Source organism: Bacillus sp. BF2-3 (assembly GCF_008368795.1).
Taxonomy (GTDB): domain Bacteria; phylum Bacillota; class Bacilli; order Bacillales; family Bacillaceae_G; genus Bacillus_A; species Bacillus_A cereus.
In genome coordinates this window covers 53,913-70,432 of record NZ_QOSA01000020.1, presented here as the reverse complement: position 1 = coordinate 70,432, position 16,520 = coordinate 53,913, and the positions used below count along the sequence as shown (strand labels likewise).

The following is a 16,520-nucleotide window of genomic DNA, read 5'->3' as shown; positions in this document are numbered from 1 at the left end:
TGTCTATTTGAATTTAAACTCTGTAGAACGTTGTTTGCTTTCTTCTATATTTAATTCACCTGCTAATACAGGTTTTATCAAGGGTCCACCACCGATTCCTACTAGTAGGTCGATATTCAGAATTATTGAATATCGGACTTTGACGTTCCCATTTCTTCTCAATTAATCTATAATCTATTAAATCATTAATTGAGTCAGAAATACTCTTCTTTGAAACTCTAGGATTATTATTATAATGTTGTATTAAATCGTCTTCTGTAATACTATCCAGTACATCTTTTATTTCCTGCCAGAGATGAACAAATTCAGGCTCGTAGGAAAATAACTCTTCTCCATAACGAAATGAGTGCGTCTTAAATTGCATAGAAACCTCCTAATATTATCACCCAAACTAAATTCTTTACATTACCATAATCTATATTAAACTAATAAAAACTATACTTTCATGTCGCTAAAAAAATAAATATTATCACAAAGAAAGCAACCGATTTGTTAGTTGCTTTCTCATTACTTAGGAACATAAAATTACATTACATTCTTATTATAAAACTGGGAATCAATCTCCTTCAGCAATGAAGAAGGTTGATCATAATAATAGAGCTGTAAATACGTTTTGGCACGAGTGATGGATACGTAGAGAAGACGACGTTCAATTTCCTTATATTCCTCATCTTGAAGTTCTTGATCACCGGTATCATCCACTAAATCTAAAATAATAACATAATCAAATTCTAATCCTTTTGCAGAATGAAAGGTTGTGAGTTTGACTCCAGCAGTATGCGCATTACCTTGATCCTTTTTAATGTACTCGTGAGGAATCGATTCGGCTTGTAACGCATAATAAAATCGGTTAACACTTTTCCATTCCCTTGAGAGAACTCCTATCGTTTTATCTGGATTTTTCTGCAACAGCATCTTTATTGTGCTAACGATTGCAGTATCTTGTTTTTCTCTTGTACTACATTGATATACATCTGGTACAGGACCAGTATATTCTGGCAGAATAGGCATTACATATTCCTCGTCCTTAATAATAGAATCATTCAATTGTAGGCTATAAGCCATTTGAATAATCTGTTTCGTCGACCGGAAGGAATTTTGTAAAATTTTAGTCCTCCCTCCCAGGATATTAATACCTATTTCTTTCCATGTAAATGACGTCTTGTAAATCTTTTGCCCCTTATCCGCCGCGACTGCAAATCCCTTTTTGGCAATAAACCGTAGTAGCATTAGCTGAACTTGCTGTAAGTCCTGCCCTTCATCAATCATGACCTGATCAAATTTATAGGTATCCCTTATCTTTTCTTTATTTTCGAGAAGCGTCAATGCAAAGTCATCATAATCTATTTTCCCCGAATTTCGCTTCACCCTCTCATACTCTTCAAAAATACGATACATAATCTTACGATCTGGCTTCGTCACCCTAACCGAACTTCCTCTTCCGGTCCGCGACACATCTTGGTACTCGGTGAGATTCTTAATTCCTTTTCCTTTAACCCATGAAATTTCCTCGGCTAGGAATTCCCTAAATTTTTCTTCTGTGACAAAACGATGCGTGGAATCCTGTCTAACAATTTCAACGGCATTTTTTAGAAAATCCTTTTGATCTTTCGTATTTGTTACAAACAGTTTTCTTTTTTTCGTCACATCTCGCAACGCGCCGGCTGCCCAACCATGAAAAGTATAAACAAATAGATTACGCGGGCCAATTTGTTCAGCAATTATCTTGGCATATTGACTGAGCGTTTTATTATAGGTAAAAAGTCCTATCCGAATGGAAGGATCCTTTTTAATCATTTTTTTTGCTTTATTAAGCAGCACCGTCGTTTTACCACTTCCAGCAATTCCTTTTATTAACAATTCGTCCCCATCATAGTTGACGACTTCCTTCTGTTTATCCGTCAACGGATGTTCAATTGCAGCTAAAGTCATGATTTCCCCCCATTTTTACCAATCATCATCGTCATCATCGGCATTGATTGCATCTAACACCGACGGGACGGAATTGCTTTTCTCTATTGTTTTCATCACATTATCCAGATTTCCACGAATGTCCTCTTCAAGCCTTGCTTTATCGATTTTCGGCTTACTGATACGCCACTCTTTAGCCATTCTCTCCCATATCGTTGTCATTTCAGCCGCTTCCTTTCTGCGTCATCAACGGGATGAAAGGCTTCAGGACAAATTAGATTATGTGGACAATAGCGGCATTTGTCACTTGGGGTCGCTTTCATCTGGACTGGATGTTCTTGCAGCTGTTTTTCAAATTCCTCCCTCAAGGTCGGAAGAATGGTATCAGGCTGTTTATAAAGCTGTCCTATCGCAGCCGCAACAGCCTTGCTTTCCTCATCCGCCTTGTTGTTTTGAAGAGCAGGAAAGAGAAACAACTTGCGCAAATCACTAAACTCCTCTTCTTGTCCATATGGCGTATATCCCCCATAATGCTTTTTAGCCCAATTTCGATACTTTAGATTTTCATCCGTAATCAAGTTTAATTTAAATTCGTTCCAATAAGGGAAAAGCTTAAACACTTCTTCCTTAATCTTCTCATCACCTAAATTCGGCAATAAAGCACCAACTGACTTTAAGAGGTTACCGAATAGAAATTCATGGACAAATTCACTATGAAACGTCTCCGAATTCCCTGATAGATAACTATAATAAAATCTCCGCGGGCAGAACTTGAATTCCGCTAAAGCATCAATCGGATAGGCCAAGAAGGAATCCAGTTCCTGCTTCGTGATTTCTCTCTCAAGCTTTACATCCATCAATTCGTCTTGCTCATCCTTATCTTCACTATTTGGATTCAAGTTTAGCTGACTTAAATAGACGGCTTTATCAAGGTTCTTTTTATCCTCAAATTGTACCATCCACGATAATTCAAGCCTCTCAGAGAATTGAAGCAGATTATAGACCAAGTATCTCGTAATCTCCTTCACATAGTCATTTCGTAAAACTTGAAAAGACAGTGGGATATTCCTTTTGGCCAAATCATGGAAGACATCGTCACTCAGTGGCCATGGAAGCTTAAACTCAGAATACGGAAGACTGTTTTCATCAAGTCCTGTCACATGAGTGATGCCATTTTCCTTGAAAGCTTCCCCATCAATTTCAATAAACGGCCGAATTAACTCTTCCTCATGATAATCCTTTTGTAAATGCCCCGATAAGTATAGACTGATAGCAGTACTAATATCACTCACATGAAAGGTACCAATATCAGGAGTTGTCTGTAATGTTTTCTTCAGTTGGTCAATCAAGTCCCTTTCTTCCTTTAAAATTTCCTGCTCAAGGTACGGATTAGATGCATCGACCAGTTGACGAAGCTTAGAAAAATGGTTGGCGAGTGAAATCCGTTCTTTTCCATCACCGAACAAGTCAACAGCAATTTTAAAAATCATGTTCATAAAATGTACCAATTGAAGAACGTCCTCTTTTGCTGTCGCAAACTGCGAAAACATCGCAAACGGACTCGACATCCTTCTTTGAAAAGAGTCATCCTCTTCTTGTTTAAATACCGGGAGAACATTTTCGAGGATAGGAAGTAAATCCTTTACCCTTGTATCCCATGAATCTTTTGTCACGCACCCCTGAAAAAAGGGAAGCACGTCTTGAAGAATCTTTGTATACTCTCTTGCATTCTTCTTCGTTTCCTTATCATACAACCACCCCGAGGCAAAGCATTCAAAGAGACCATTCTCCGTCAAAATTAGGGTCTCCTCTTCCTCACTCCACATTTGATGAAGCTGGTAAAGAAATTGCCCAATCGGAAAACCAAGAAAATGCCTTTTAGCCTTGAATAGTTCTGGATAATATTCCTGTAATCGATTGTTCAAGGAAGTAGCATTCGGGGCAAGATACGTCTTATATACTTTCTTTTCGTTTTTATCTTTTTCAAGATTGGTTTCATAATCTTGAAGAAAGGTATAAAAATCCTGAAAATCCTTGACTCTTAAATGCGCTGGGTTTTTATAGCCTTCGATTCGTTCTCCTTCAAAATCAGCCAGAAACTTATCGGCTAAGGTCCGCACTTGTCTCAAGTGCTTCTCAATTTCCCACTGATTCCTATCTACCCAACCATGTCTTCCGTTTATGAATTTCTCAATAAATAAAAACGTCTCTGGATACCGCTCATCGTAAAGATTCAAAAAGACGATGTTCACTCCGGCTTCTTTTAACAATAAAAATATTCGCTGCTGTTCAGGCGTCATAAAGTAGAAACCGTGAAGAACAATCGTATCAAAACCGACCGAATGGTTAATCTTATGAAAGTCGACCTCACTCTTATCATAAGAGTGTTCAATCATATCTTCGATTATATTATTCCAACGATTAGCTAGTGTTTTCTTGAAGCCAAAAGTAAGGAGATTTCTTACTTTCTTGATGGATGGATGCACTTCAAACCTTTTCCAAATCGTTAAAAATACTTTCTCTTTCGTGGAAAGAACGAGCTCGTCATCGTCTAAATCAGCAGGGGTTACTCCTGCTACTTCCATCATTCGAATGGTTTCAAGTACATCTATCTGATTACGGCGAAACGACGAAAGAAAGTTCTCTTCTAGCACCATCTCATTTTGGATAATCTCTGATAGATGCAAATATTGTTTTAGTTTCGTTTCCGAGCTGGACCAATTCCCCAGCAAGCTCTCTATCAATTGAATCGAACTCACAATCGGAGCGCTGATGAATGGGTGATTCTGCTGTTTTTGATATCGTTCATAGACCCCTTCCCTCATGTTTTTGGTAGCACATACATGAAGAACATCCCTATAAGGCTTAAAGCCGTCTAATCTGTCAAGAGTCTTAGGATTGGTATAGGTTACCACTTTACAATTCATACAAGTTGCACTCTCCTCCTAATTACCCATGTCCAATTGCATAGACCAGGTATCATCCATTCGTTTAATTGGTTGAAAAATAATGAGTCTCTCCCGAGATCTTGTCATCGCAACATACAGCAATCTTGTTTCTTCTTTAACAATTTCCTTTGTTTCTAAATCACTCAAATCATCATAATAACTGTTTTTAAGTTTCAGTTTCTTTAGAAACCAGCCGACTTTTTTCTTTTCATTATCAAATAAAATCTCATCCCATTCAAAATGGAAGGGTTGGTCTGTGAAAGGCATAATAACCGTATGGTATTCCAAGCCTTTTGATTTGTGAACGGTCACGATTTCGACTACATCCTCTGTATCAACTGCTTCCACTCGTGGTTCATCTTCTTCACGATTGGTTTTGATATTGATTCCAAGCCACGAGTGCAGGGCATACAATGTCGCATTCGTACTGTCAAACTGCTGATGAAGTAAGTTCATCAAATGATTTAGATTGTTTTGATATTTGTGAACCTCAAATTTAGCCTTTACTTTTTCCTTATTTGATGGTTCACCATCGATTAAAGCCAGTTTTTTAGAATAGAGAGTTTGAAAAACGTCCTGGGTCATGAACTTCCGAATCACCGCAAATACAGGCTTAATTCTTAATTCCTGCACAGCAACGTCAAAATCTTTATTTAGCCCATGGTTCTGCCGTAAATACGCAAGAATCCGATTATTATCACCCTTGAATTTCACTAAGTTCTCTAACAACACTTCCGTTTTGAAAAATGGAGTCGCCAATGCATTCAGCACGCTTTTCGCATCATTTGAATAGAGCAGTGCTCCTAATAAACGATAAAAATCCTTTACCGCCTCGCTATTATAAAAAGTTCCACCAACATTCATCTCCACAGTAATTCCATGCTCATCGAGCCATTCATAAGCACACTTCGCTTGCTTATTCGTCCGAACAAGCAAGGCAATCTTCTTTTTCTTTGATTCATGCGTCTGTTTTTTTACAAGCTCTTGCGCGTTCTCCACTTCATTCAGTACTTTTCCTTTTAGTTCATCAGTCCATTTATTGTACTTTTTCACTCGGAATTCATTCATACCAAAAGTCGAACCTTCATTTCCAATCAATCGATCTTGTTGTTCATACGTTAACTCGCCACGCTTACCCCACGTCATAAAATAACAATCCAACTTTTCCAACAGTGTCTTGGAAGTACGGTAATTAATTTGAAGAGGTTCTTCAATGAATGCTTCGTCAACGTTTTCCCTCAATTGAGTAAAGGACGTATAATCCGCCCCTCTGAAACGGTAGATTGATTGCTTGATGTCACCTACGACAAATAATCTTGCTTGAATCATTTTATTAATTTGGGCAACAAGCTTGATTTGGACATCGTCACTGTCCTGAAATTCATCGACAAACAAGTATGCAAACTGATACGGCATTTCTTTTAATATTTCAGGTTTTTCCGAACTGATTTCACTAATTTTCCGTACAAGATCTCCTATTGTGATAGCGTTCTCCCGCCGTTTTACTTGATTAAACTCTTCTTCACACCTCGGGAATACATATGTGAATAGGTCATTGAACTTCTCGAATACTTCTTCTGAGGAGTAATTTCCTCTCCACTCTAAGTCAGCAATTTGTTTCTTGCTTAACCCTTTACTTTCCATTTCATCCCAGAAAGACTCCACAATCTTTACAAGTTCATAGTGTCGGAACCCATCAAGCCCTAACTCATTACTAGGTCTGCCAGCCACATACTCATTTAAAATCGTACTGATGATTTCTTTACGTTTGACCTTGTACCCTTTAAGCTGTACATTGCGGCCAAAACCAAGGATAAAACCAAGATCCTTAATTAAAGATTTCGCAAAGGAATGTATAGTGCTGATGTTCATTTCCCTAAGTTCCTCTGCATACTTTAAGTACCTTGGCTGTCTCGTTACCTGTTGCCTAAGCACCAATTCCTTCTTCAAACGATGCTTCATCTCTTGAGCTGATTCTCTCGTAAAGGTAATCATCACGATATCCTTTAGAGAAAGCTCTGGAACCATCGCGAGCAAAAACATAATCCGTTGTGTCATGACCGTAGTTTTCCCGGTTCCAGCCCCCGCCGTAATCGTCAAGTTTTCCTCTACCGGAGAGTGCTCAACTTTGTACTGCCCTTTGTTAAAGTTCGGAAATTTGTCTAGCCAATGCTTCTCGAATTCCTTATCCACTCCAGCTCCATCGATAACATAAATTGGCTTTGCCAATTTATATGGCTGTTTTGAAGAAAAATATTGAAACAAATAGGCTTTTTCAAACTTTTGATAAAAATCAATTGGGAACCATTCTGGTTTCTTTTTAAAATGAGACAGAATGATGACTTTAACTCCTTTTTCCAATAGTGGTTCAAATAATCGCTTATCTTGCAGCAGCTTTGTTTCCGTTGAAGCTATGTAAAGCAGCGAATATTTCGGACCTTCTTCTACCCCAGAAGTCTCAGGTAACTTCCCACCATGGATTAATTCCGTTAAACTTTCCCACTCATTTTCCTTTAATGAACTATTAGTTCTACTTAAGGAGACAGATGTTATGCGTCCAAGAAACGCTTCCTTATTAGAAAGATCCTCCTTGAATAAGATGGGCGGATTACTTGGCAAGCGACCAAATCCGCTCTCTTCCCACTCCATTTTTGTTATATATGGAAGGGCTACCAAAACTCGTCTTGAAAGCTTATTCGCTAAATCTCCTTTCTCTTTAATCCAATCCATCAAACTATGCATTTGATTCTCCGCCTGTTGATATGGATTTCCTTCTTCCATATAGAAGTTTTGATAAACCCATTTATGCCCTTGTATCGCAACAATTTGGTCAATCGTAATTCCTTTTACTTCAATAATATTAATCCCTAATTCTTTATCTAGAAGCAAGATGTCCGGTTCTTTTCTTCCGGAATAATCAGCTGAGAAAATAGGATAGTTCCAATAACCTAAACATTCTCTCTCCTTAAAGTTTTCTTTAATTGACTCCCATACAATCCCTTCCGCTTTGCTACCCTTCTTTTTTCTTACAAAGGTAGAAATAAACAATCCAGCCAATACTTCACCTACTTTAGTCATTTTTTCCTATTATTCAATATCTATTATTATAGCAAAAAAGTGGTAAATTGTAAGCGGACCCAAACTTCCTACAAGCATAGTGGAAAGATATTATTTTTTCATATTAAGGTAATAAAAGAAAACCTGCTATCAGGTGTGCACTCTTTTTATTATATATAAATTTAATAATGTATTATAAAATGCAAATAGAACAGTATTTCTACTGTTCTATAATATAGTTATTATTACTACTCACCAAAGAAAAAGTGGTGCGAACAGCAATAAATAAGAAGAAAAATATAGCCTGCATGCACCCAATCCTTCAAGTATCATTATAACTATATATAACATATTAAAACCTATAGTTATAATATTCACGTGTAATGTTTCTTGTATACTATTATACATTACTTAAAGCAAAACAATTCACCAGACTTTCTTGCACAATTTTAATAAGGCTAATCATACTTAATCAACTACTCCATTCTAAATTTCAAAAATCACATAAAAAATAACCCGAGCCTATAACTATAGAACCCAGGTTATCCCAACACTTTATTATTTTAAACGTATCAGAAGCCTATGCCACATTTATTTCCTAAAACAAACTCAATTGCACAATACTATCCATCTTCTCTTCTTCTTTGTTAATCTCTAAAATCCTTTGACCCATTCGCTCCACCAAATCAACCACTAAAGCATTTCCCATACAAAAGTATCTGTTTCTTTGTGGCATTCCTGTATTCGTCCAGTCCATTGGGAAACCATTTAACAGTTCACATTCAGCTGGTGTTAAATATCTTAGTCTTTTTGTATAAGGATCTTCAATAACATGGGAACTTCTATTACATGTTCCTTCACTTGTTAACATTGTACGCCCAGGCTTATCTAAATCATCAGGGAAAGCCATTCCTCCCTCAGAGTAGAAATATTTATGACCTGTCGCCTTTGATACTCTTTCTTCTTTTTTAGGACCTTTAAGATACTTAAGTTCCTCAAATTCCGTTCTGCCCTTTTTGTTAACCTTATCCATTTTTAAATAATACGATTCATCTGCAGGGCCAAATTTATCATATACCTTTTGAACAACTTCACCTAAAGTCTCTGGACTTTCAGTTACTGGAACTAATTCTTCCGTATATACTTGTCCATCCATCATTACGCCAGAATTATAGTATTCAGCTTTAAATGTATCAGAAACTTCAATAATATCGACTGGCAACTCAAATTGCCCTCTTTTTTTGTTTTCTTCAGGTGCTTCATGCACATTAAAAATTGGAGCGAAGAATCCATTTTCACACAATATCTCTAAAGGCTTCATCTTACTTTGAACAGATGTGAAATGAGATTCTTTTAAATACGCAAAAATAAATACTCTTCGTCTTCTTTGAGAATTTCCATAATCCGCAGCGTTAATAACTCTCCATTCCACTACATATCCTGCGTCTCTAAAGCTCGCCAGCATAATAGAAAAATCACGACCTCTTTGTTTTGCTGGTGACTTTAATAATCTATCTACATTCTCTAACAAAACAAATCTTGGCTTGCGAGAATTAACTATGTTCATTATCTCCCAAAAAAGAACACCTTTTTTCCCTTGTATTCCTTTTTCATTTGATAAAGTACGTGCTACAGAATAGTCTTGACAAGGGAATCCACCTACTAATAAATCATGCTCAGGTATTTCCGGCCAAGCTTCTGCTATATCTCTATTTACATGTATTCCTTTATTTTCAAAGCGAGTTGCATAACAATTAAATGCATGTTGTGCTTTAGTTGAGGGCTCCCACTGGTTTCCCCAAAGAACTTCAAAGTTTTCGTTTGCTTCTAGTCCTAATCTAAAACCTCCTACTCCCGCGAAAAGTTCTACTACTTTCACCATAAATACACGAACATCCTTTCGGTATTTTATTTATCTATGCTTCATTATAATAAAAAGTGAGGAAAAGATCAACTATAACATTTTAGGAATCATATTTTTTACAGTTCCTTTTTTGACTTGTAACCGTTAAGAAAATAATTCGTTACTATATCAATAGTATAAACGAAACAAATTGCCTTGAATAGATCCAATATAACTGTTCGTTAATAGAACAAACTGACTTTTCCTTCTTATAAATTTTACTTGTATAAAATTGAAACAGCTTTTTATTATAGCATAGATTTAATATGTATTGTTTAAAATCATACTACGCAGCACTGGATACAGAAAGGAGTTTATTATGGACTATACTACAATAGAAGAACTAATGAAAAAAGCACATGAAGCTGAAGGAAAAACATTTGGTGAAATTGATTCCACTAACCGACTTGCAAATGCTAAATCGAAAGGTGGACTAGGGCAAGTAATCGAAGAAAGCTTTTTTGGATATGAAGTCAATTCAAACGCAGAAGCTGACTTTAAACACCTTGGTATTGAACTTAAAGTAACTGCATTTAAACAAAATAAAAACGGTTCATTATCTGCCAAAGAGCGGCTGGTCTTAAATATTATCAACTATATGGAAGAAGTTCATACACACTTTGAAACCTCAAGCTTTTGGAAAAAAAACGAAAAACTACTATTAATGTTCTATGAATGGGTACCTGGTGTAGACCGTAAAGATTTTCACATTACAAAAAGCCTTTTATTCACCTATCCCGAAGCTGATTTAGAAATAATTAGACAGGACTGGGAAACCATCGCAAATAAAATTCGTGCCGGCAAAGCACATGAATTATCTGAAGGTGATACAAACTATTTAGGAGCTTGCACTAAGGGTTCCAATAAAAATTCACTTCGCTCACAACCGTATTCTGAAATTCCAGCAATGCAAAGAGCTTTTTCGTTAAAGCCTTCTTATATGACAGCACTAGTTCGCAGGTATCACCTAAACGAAGAACTAGTAAGTTTTACAACAACAAATGAACTAAAAGGAAAATCTTTAGAAGAAATCCTTTATTCAAAATTTAAAAATTACATAGGCTTAACTGATCAAGAAATCGCTCAAAAATTATCTATTGATTACAAACCTACAACAAAAAGCTTTGTTCCACTATTAGTAAGCTCTTTACTTGGTATCAAAGGAACTCGACTCGATAAAATTGAAGAATTTGCGAAAGCTAATATAGAATTTAAAACAGTTCGTTTAGAACCCAACGGTAAACCCGAACAAAGCATGTCATTTGAAACAATCGATTTTCATCAATGGACAAATGAATCCTGGGAAGAAAGCGAAGTTCGAGAACGCTTCTATCAAACCAAGTTTTTATTCGTAATTTTTGAATTTAACCAAACAAAAAAAGAAAATCCAAACCGTAAACTCTACTTTAAAGGGATTAAACTCTGGAACATGCCTGCTCCTACAATAGAAAAAGAAATACGTGAACTATGGGAAGAAGTGAATAAAGTAATACGTGAGGGTATTCAAATTGAATATAAAAAACGTGGTGATAAAGTCGTCGAAGCAAATAACCTACCAAAAATAAATTTCAATGGCGTTGCGCATATTAGACCAAAAGCTCGCAATGGTGCTGATAAAGTAACTTTACCTAATGGTCAGCATATTACAAAGCAGTGTTATTGGCTGAATAATTCTTATATTGCTCAAATTATTAACAAGATGGATAAATAACTATTCATTCCTAATCTTTTTCATTAATAAAAATGGATTATAGCTAGATGATATATAACTTATCCAGCTATAATCCATTTCATATACGCAAATCATTAAAATTATCTATGCCTTCATTATCATTGAAAATACTTCTGATAATCCTCTTCATTTTTAAATTCAATCGGCCCAACATCCATTCGGAATTTTCCATTCTCGTACAATAATGGTGAAGCCTCTGAATGGTCTTTTGAGTAACTTTCTACATGTGAAATTTTCATCTCATTTGAATTGGTGAAATCAATATGAGCAATGCAGACCCAATAAGCGTGGTCATTTATTTCTAATAATGGTGCTGTTACAACGCTTCCCATATGATTATCAACAACAGCTTTAGCCTTCATAGAATAGAAACTACCTATTCCATTTCCGACAGCACTATATGCAGCAAATAAAACATATTTTAAAGCTTCTGGTCGGTAAATACGAATTGTTTCTTTTCCTGGTTCTTGCGAATCACCGTCCAATACAATATACGGCGATACTTTAGACGAACCTAGATTTTTATAATAAACTTTTCCTATCTCTCCATTCGTTGTTACGTAAAAACAATATAAGTCTAAATCTTTATTTGTTTCCCACTCTAAAGTAGCTGTTACCATTTTAGATTTTTGTATATTTATAGATTGTTTTTTCTTCAATTCAACCTTCACTGCATTAATAGCTTTTTGTACTGGAGGCTTAGTAGGAACTATTTTCTTCTCTACAGGAGGAGTAAATTGTTTTTCATCTTCTGCGATTTCTATTCCAAAATTTGTACACAATGCAGCTAACCCACCAAAATAGCCAGCTCCAATAGGATTGAACTTCCATCCTCCTCCATGTCGATATAGCTCTCCAACAATAATGGCACTTTCATCTGTAAATGGATATGTAATAGGAAAATGAATAATTTCTAAACCTGATTGTGCGTTACTTATTTTCAATTGAATATGGGAAACATCTCGTAACGCCTGTTTCTTCTCTTCCGCATTATGAATTGTAATCGAAAAGACAATCTTTTGTACCTCATCTTTTATATGAGTAAAATCTATCGAAAATCTTTGTTTACTTCCATTTGTTTCATTTTGATTCAATTGAACAGATCGACAACTAGAATAAGGTTGTCCATAGAAAACGAAATCTTCTTCTTTAGTAATTTTCCCATTAAACCCTACTAAAAAAGCTGATGCATCTACATCCATATTCATCGGGGCATTCCAAGTTAAATCTACCAGTAAACCTCTAATCTCCGGATGATTATTAGTGACGTCTATCTTTTGTCCCCTTACTAAAGTATGTATCATCATAATTCCCCCGTCCTATACCTTTAATGTTCTATCATTCAGTCCAATTATACTCCCCTTTAGATTTTCCTTTCTATCTTAAATATGAAACCATAATAATGAATTATCATTATAAAAGGAAAAATCTATATAAAAACTTATTGAATCAACTAATCTCTATTTAAAATTCTAAATAAATATACTAAGAATGATGTCAATATTTCATGAGTACAGGTGGCTAAAATTACTTATCAACTCTAGCTCCACCAACCATCCCCCCATACCACCTACTACTCTCCTCCAAAAACCCCCTCGTCTCCCCACTATCCTTATAATAAGAATTCCAACCCCGCTCCCTCAAAATCCCCTTCCAACTATCACTCTCCACCATCCTCTTAATCACACCATCCCAATAAGCAACCTCTTCCTCCGTCATATCTTTTGGGCCCATAATTCCTTTCCAGTGCTGGAATATGACGTTGATTCCTTGTTCTTTCCAGGTTGGGATTTCTGGTAGTCGGTCTAGTCGTTTTGGTGCGGATACGGCTAGTATTTTTATTTTGCCGGCTTTGTATTGTTTTTCGGCTTCGGATAGGGTCATGGTTGCGGCGCCTATTTGTTTGTTCGTTAGAGCATTTATGATTTTTTCTTTGTTTTCGTAGACGAAGAATTGTAGTTCGGCAGGGTTTATGCCGAATGCTTTGCTTACTTGTACGAAGGATAGGTGATCGTCGTTCCCTAGGCCGGGGGCAACGCCAATTTTGAAGTTTTTCTTGTTTTGTTTTAGTTGTTCCATTAGTTCGTTTGCGTTTTCTATGTTTGAGTCTTTTGAGACGACAACGACCTCCCAATCCGATGCGAGAGTTGCGAGCGACGTAAAGTCTTTATATGTTAGTTTACTGTGGCCTAGTAGGTTGTTCGTTATGAGTAAGCTTGAGTTAATCGCCAGTACGTGACCACCTTTTTGTTTCGTATATTTCCATCCGACATCACCGCTGCCGCCTACTTTGTTTGTGACAGTGATTGGTTTTGTGAAGATTTTTTCTTCTGTTAGTGTTTTTTGCATCGCCCGTGCTGTTAAGTCCCATCCTGCTCCTTGAACGTTTGGTGCAACGATTTCTAATTTGTCGATGTTCACTTTATTCGTATGGGATTTTTCCGAGGAACAACCAGCTATTACTCCTGTCATGATCCATATACATAGTAATAATCGTTTTTTCATAGTCCTCGTCCTATTCGGTACTTTCGTTCTGGTCGTCCGATAATGCCGTATGTGTATTCTACTGTGCATTCGCCGGTCGCTACTAAGTATTCTAAATATCTTCTTGCGGTTGTTCTGGAGGCCCCCATTTGTTCTCCCATTTCTTCTATTGTAATGCCCTCTTCGAATCCTTTTATAATGTCTTTCACTTTTTTCAGTGTTAACGGATCAACACCAGTCGGTAAGTTTTTTATGTCTTGTGTTTGTGAAATACCGAAGAAGTTATCGATGAGTGCTTGATTTACTTCATTGTTACTATGTAATAGTTGCTTCTTTCTTTTATAGTCTTCAATTGTGCGAACAAATTTTTCTAACGTGACCGGTTTTATAAGGTAGTTGCTTACGCCGTTTCGAATTGCTTTTTCTAGCATATGGTTTTCATTTGCCGCAGTAACCATAATGACGTCAACGTTTGGAAAGTCAGCGTGGATTTGTGGCAATAAGTCTGTTCCAATTCCATCTGGCAAGTAATTATCTAATAGAAGTAAATCGATTTCTTCCTTTTGTAGTAGTTCCATCGTTTCTTTCGCGTTCAATGATTTTCCGATTACTTTTACATCCTTTATTTTTAATAAAAACTCCTCTTGAATTTGCGCGACGCGGAAATCATCTTCTGCAATTGCAACCTTCAACATATGTCCATCCCCCTGTTTGTCATGTACTTTCTTTCAATGTTTTCGGAAGGTAAATTGTAAAAATAGCTCCCCCATTTTTCTCGTTTTGAATTTCAATTGTTCCCTCTAGTAGATCTACCATTTCTTTCACGTTTGCTAGTCCGTAACCACGATCAGTTCCTTTCGTTGAAAATCCTTTTTGAAAAATGATCGTAATTTTTTCTACCGGTATCCCTATCCCGCTATCTATCACTTCAAATACAATATCGTGCCCAATATCCGTAACAAAGAAGGAAACACTCTTTTCCTCTCGTTCGCTCACCGCATCAAATGCATTATCGATTATGTTTCCAAGAATCGTAATAAGGTGCGACACCTTTATATGGTCTGGTAACGGATGAAGCGCACTATCTCCTTCAATATGAAAATCAATTTTCTTTTCAGACGCTGTTCCGAGTTTTCCTAATAAAATAGCTTGTACTTTCGCATCGTGAATTTGATGAAATAAAATATGATTTTGGCTTTGATGAATAGTAGATCCTTGCTGGATAAATTCAATTGCTTCTTTGTAATGTCCTAACTGAAGTAATCCTGATAAAACGAAAAGTTTATTTGTAAATTCATGTGTTTGAGCACGTAAGTCCTCGGAATATTTTCTTACCTCAGATATTGTATTAACAAGGTTTTGCAGTTCTGTTTTATCTCTAAAACTACATACAACTCCTACCGTACTGTTATTTTCGAGTATCGGCGTCATATTTAAAATAAACACCTTATCTTGAAACGCGATTTCTTGATCGTTTTCTAGCACTCTCTCCATATTAAATTCCGGTAAAACTTTTGAAATGTGCTGCTGCATATAATCATCATTCACATGCAGCATCTCTTCTGCCGACGTGTTCATCATCGTAATAAAACCATTTTGATCAATGGCGATAATCCCTTCTTTTATAGATAGTAGTATCGCGCTTCGTTCCCGGTATAGCGCTGCGATTTCATTCGGCTCTAAACCGAGTGTATCTTTCCTAATGCTACGCGCTAAAAGAATGCCACCAACAATGCCGGCTACTAATACTGCTAATGAAAAGAGGATAATTTCTTTCGTTCTACTCAATATGTTAGATTCAATACCTTTTATTAAAAACTCTACCGTCACAACGCCTACTACTTGATCGTAATCTCCGTTATGAACAATAATAGGTGCCTTTGCCATTAAGGCTGGACCACTTACACCATTTCCTTCAAGCGTATAGTACCCTCCAAAAGTGAGTGCCTCATAGTTATACGGGTTGTTACTCTTTGTTCCAATCAACTCAGAATTAGAATGGGAATACATAACCCCATAGCGATCTTCTATAATGACATAATCCGCACCAGCTTGCTCACGAACTTGTTCCGCAATGGATTGGATCGTACTTTTATGTTCGTTATATTGAAAAGCCTCTTTTATAGCTGGCATAAAAGAAAGAGATTTAGCCGTTTGCAGCGCTAACTGTTCTACTTGGCGCTTCGTATCAACGGACTGAATGTAAACAAATATTCCCGTTAATAGGAGAACGACAAATAAAATTAACTCGATAATTAAGCTTACTATTTTCGTTTGTAATGACACTTTGCGTGATTTTTTCATGCTTCATATCCTTTGATAAAATATTCAAAACTATCAATCTCCTTTTTCTATTATTATGACAAAACTGAAAATGAAGCAACTATTAAAAATATCCATGTACATAAAGTACAAAAAGAATAAAATTGTCATAATATTGAGATTTTAAATAAAGAACAGTACAATTCAAATACAATGAACACGC

The 16,520-nt window shown here is 36.3% G+C and carries 11 protein-coding genes; 1 reads left to right on the top strand and 10 read right to left on the bottom strand.

What is annotated here, in order from left to right; all coding sequences use genetic code 11:
• Positions 1 to 55 precede the first annotated feature (55 nt).
• The 6 genes from DN401_RS15880 to dcm all read right to left on the bottom strand — a co-directional run bounded on the left by DN401_RS15880 (position 56) and on the right by dcm (position 9,798).
• A complete protein-coding gene (locus DN401_RS15880) occupies positions 56 to 364 on the bottom strand; it encodes a BglII/BstYI family type II restriction endonuclease (protein ID WP_149287852.1) in 309 nt (102 codons plus the stop codon).
• A gap of 161 nt (positions 365 to 525) precedes the next feature.
• Positions 526 to 1,932, bottom strand: a complete 1,407-nt coding sequence (locus DN401_RS15875) for a UvrD-helicase domain-containing protein (protein WP_098541710.1) — start codon at positions 1,930 to 1,932, stop codon at positions 526 to 528.
• A gap of 15 nt (positions 1,933 to 1,947) precedes the next feature.
• A complete protein-coding gene (locus DN401_RS15870; RefSeq protein WP_098541708.1) occupies positions 1,948 to 2,133 on the bottom strand; it encodes a hypothetical protein in 186 nt (61 codons plus the stop codon).
• Positions 2,130 to 4,838: a PD-(D/E)XK nuclease family protein gene (locus DN401_RS15865; protein WP_149287851.1), complete on the bottom strand. Its 2,709-nt coding sequence runs from the start codon at positions 4,836 to 4,838 to the stop codon at positions 2,130 to 2,132. Before DN401_RS15865 ends, DN401_RS15870 begins: the two co-directional genes overlap by 4 nt.
• A gap of 18 nt (positions 4,839 to 4,856) precedes the next feature.
• The gene (locus DN401_RS15860) at positions 4,857 to 7,937 is read right to left on the bottom strand and encodes a UvrD-helicase domain-containing protein (RefSeq protein WP_149287850.1); all 3,081 of its coding nucleotides are present in this window, start codon (positions 7,935 to 7,937) and stop codon (positions 4,857 to 4,859) included.
• A 577-nt stretch (positions 7,938 to 8,514) separates the two neighbouring features.
• Entirely contained in the window at positions 8,515 to 9,798 is a 1,284-nt protein-coding gene (gene dcm / locus DN401_RS15855; RefSeq protein ID WP_149287849.1) for a DNA (cytosine-5-)-methyltransferase, read from the bottom strand.
• Between the two features lie 340 nt (positions 9,799 to 10,138).
• On the opposite strand from dcm, the gene DN401_RS15850 reads away from it, so the two are divergent.
• Positions 10,139 to 11,530, top strand: a complete 1,392-nt coding sequence (locus tag DN401_RS15850) for a Sau3AI family type II restriction endonuclease (protein WP_149287848.1) — start codon at positions 10,139 to 10,141, stop codon at positions 11,528 to 11,530.
• A 119-nt stretch (positions 11,531 to 11,649) separates the two neighbouring features.
• On the opposite strand, the gene DN401_RS15845 is transcribed toward DN401_RS15850, so the two are convergent.
• From DN401_RS15845 to DN401_RS15830, 4 genes are all read right to left on the bottom strand, one after another.
• Positions 11,650 to 12,855: a TerD family protein gene (locus tag DN401_RS15845; RefSeq protein ID WP_149287847.1), complete on the bottom strand. Its 1,206-nt coding sequence runs from the start codon at positions 12,853 to 12,855 to the stop codon at positions 11,650 to 11,652.
• A gap of 223 nt (positions 12,856 to 13,078) precedes the next feature.
• Positions 13,079 to 14,056 carry a tripartite tricarboxylate transporter substrate binding protein gene (locus DN401_RS15840; protein ID WP_149287846.1) on the bottom strand — a complete coding sequence of 326 codons (978 nt, stop codon included), beginning with the start codon at positions 14,054 to 14,056 and terminating at the stop codon, positions 13,079 to 13,081.
• Positions 14,053 to 14,730 (bottom strand): response regulator, encoded by a 678-nt coding sequence (locus DN401_RS15835; RefSeq protein WP_149287845.1) that lies wholly within the window; start codon positions 14,728 to 14,730, stop codon positions 14,053 to 14,055. The genes DN401_RS15840 and DN401_RS15835 overlap by 4 nt, the downstream gene beginning before the upstream one ends.
• A gap of 19 nt (positions 14,731 to 14,749) precedes the next feature.
• Entirely contained in the window at positions 14,750 to 16,339 is a 1,590-nt protein-coding gene (locus tag DN401_RS15830; RefSeq protein ID WP_149287844.1) for an ATP-binding protein, read from the bottom strand.
• Between the last annotated feature and the right edge of the window lie 181 nt (positions 16,340 to 16,520).

Excerpts from the sequence above, each read along its gene's own strand:
- DN401_RS15880 (WP_149287852.1), bottom strand. The coding sequence starts at position 364 with ATGCAATTTAAGACGCACTCATTTCGTTATGGAGAAGAGTTATTTTCC.
- DN401_RS15870 (WP_098541708.1), bottom strand. The coding sequence starts at position 2,133 with ATGACAACGATATGGGAGAGAATGGCTAAAGAGTGGCGTATCAGTAAG.
- DN401_RS15835 (WP_149287845.1), bottom strand. The coding sequence starts at position 14,730 with ATGTTGAAGGTTGCAATTGCAGAAGATGATTTCCGCGTCGCGCAAATT.
- DN401_RS15845 (WP_149287847.1), bottom strand. The coding sequence starts at position 12,855 with ATGATACATACTTTAGTAAGGGGACAAAAGATAGACGTCACTAATAAT.
- DN401_RS15860 (WP_149287850.1), bottom strand. The coding sequence starts at position 7,937 with ATGACTAAAGTAGGTGAAGTATTGGCTGGATTGTTTATTTCTACCTTT.
- DN401_RS15840 (WP_149287846.1), bottom strand. The coding sequence starts at position 14,056 with ATGAAAAAACGATTATTACTATGTATATGGATCATGACAGGAGTAATA.
- dcm (WP_149287849.1), bottom strand. The coding sequence starts at position 9,798 with ATGGTGAAAGTAGTAGAACTTTTCGCGGGAGTAGGAGGTTTTAGATTA.
- DN401_RS15830 (WP_149287844.1), bottom strand. The coding sequence starts at position 16,339 with ATGAAAAAATCACGCAAAGTGTCATTACAAACGAAAATAGTAAGCTTA.
- DN401_RS15850 (WP_149287848.1), top strand. The coding sequence starts at position 10,139 with ATGGACTATACTACAATAGAAGAACTAATGAAAAAAGCACATGAAGCT.
- DN401_RS15865 (WP_149287851.1), bottom strand. The coding sequence starts at position 4,838 with ATGAATTGTAAAGTGGTAACCTATACCAATCCTAAGACTCTTGACAGA.
- DN401_RS15875 (WP_098541710.1), bottom strand. The coding sequence starts at position 1,932 with ATGACTTTAGCTGCAATTGAACATCCGTTGACGGATAAACAGAAGGAA.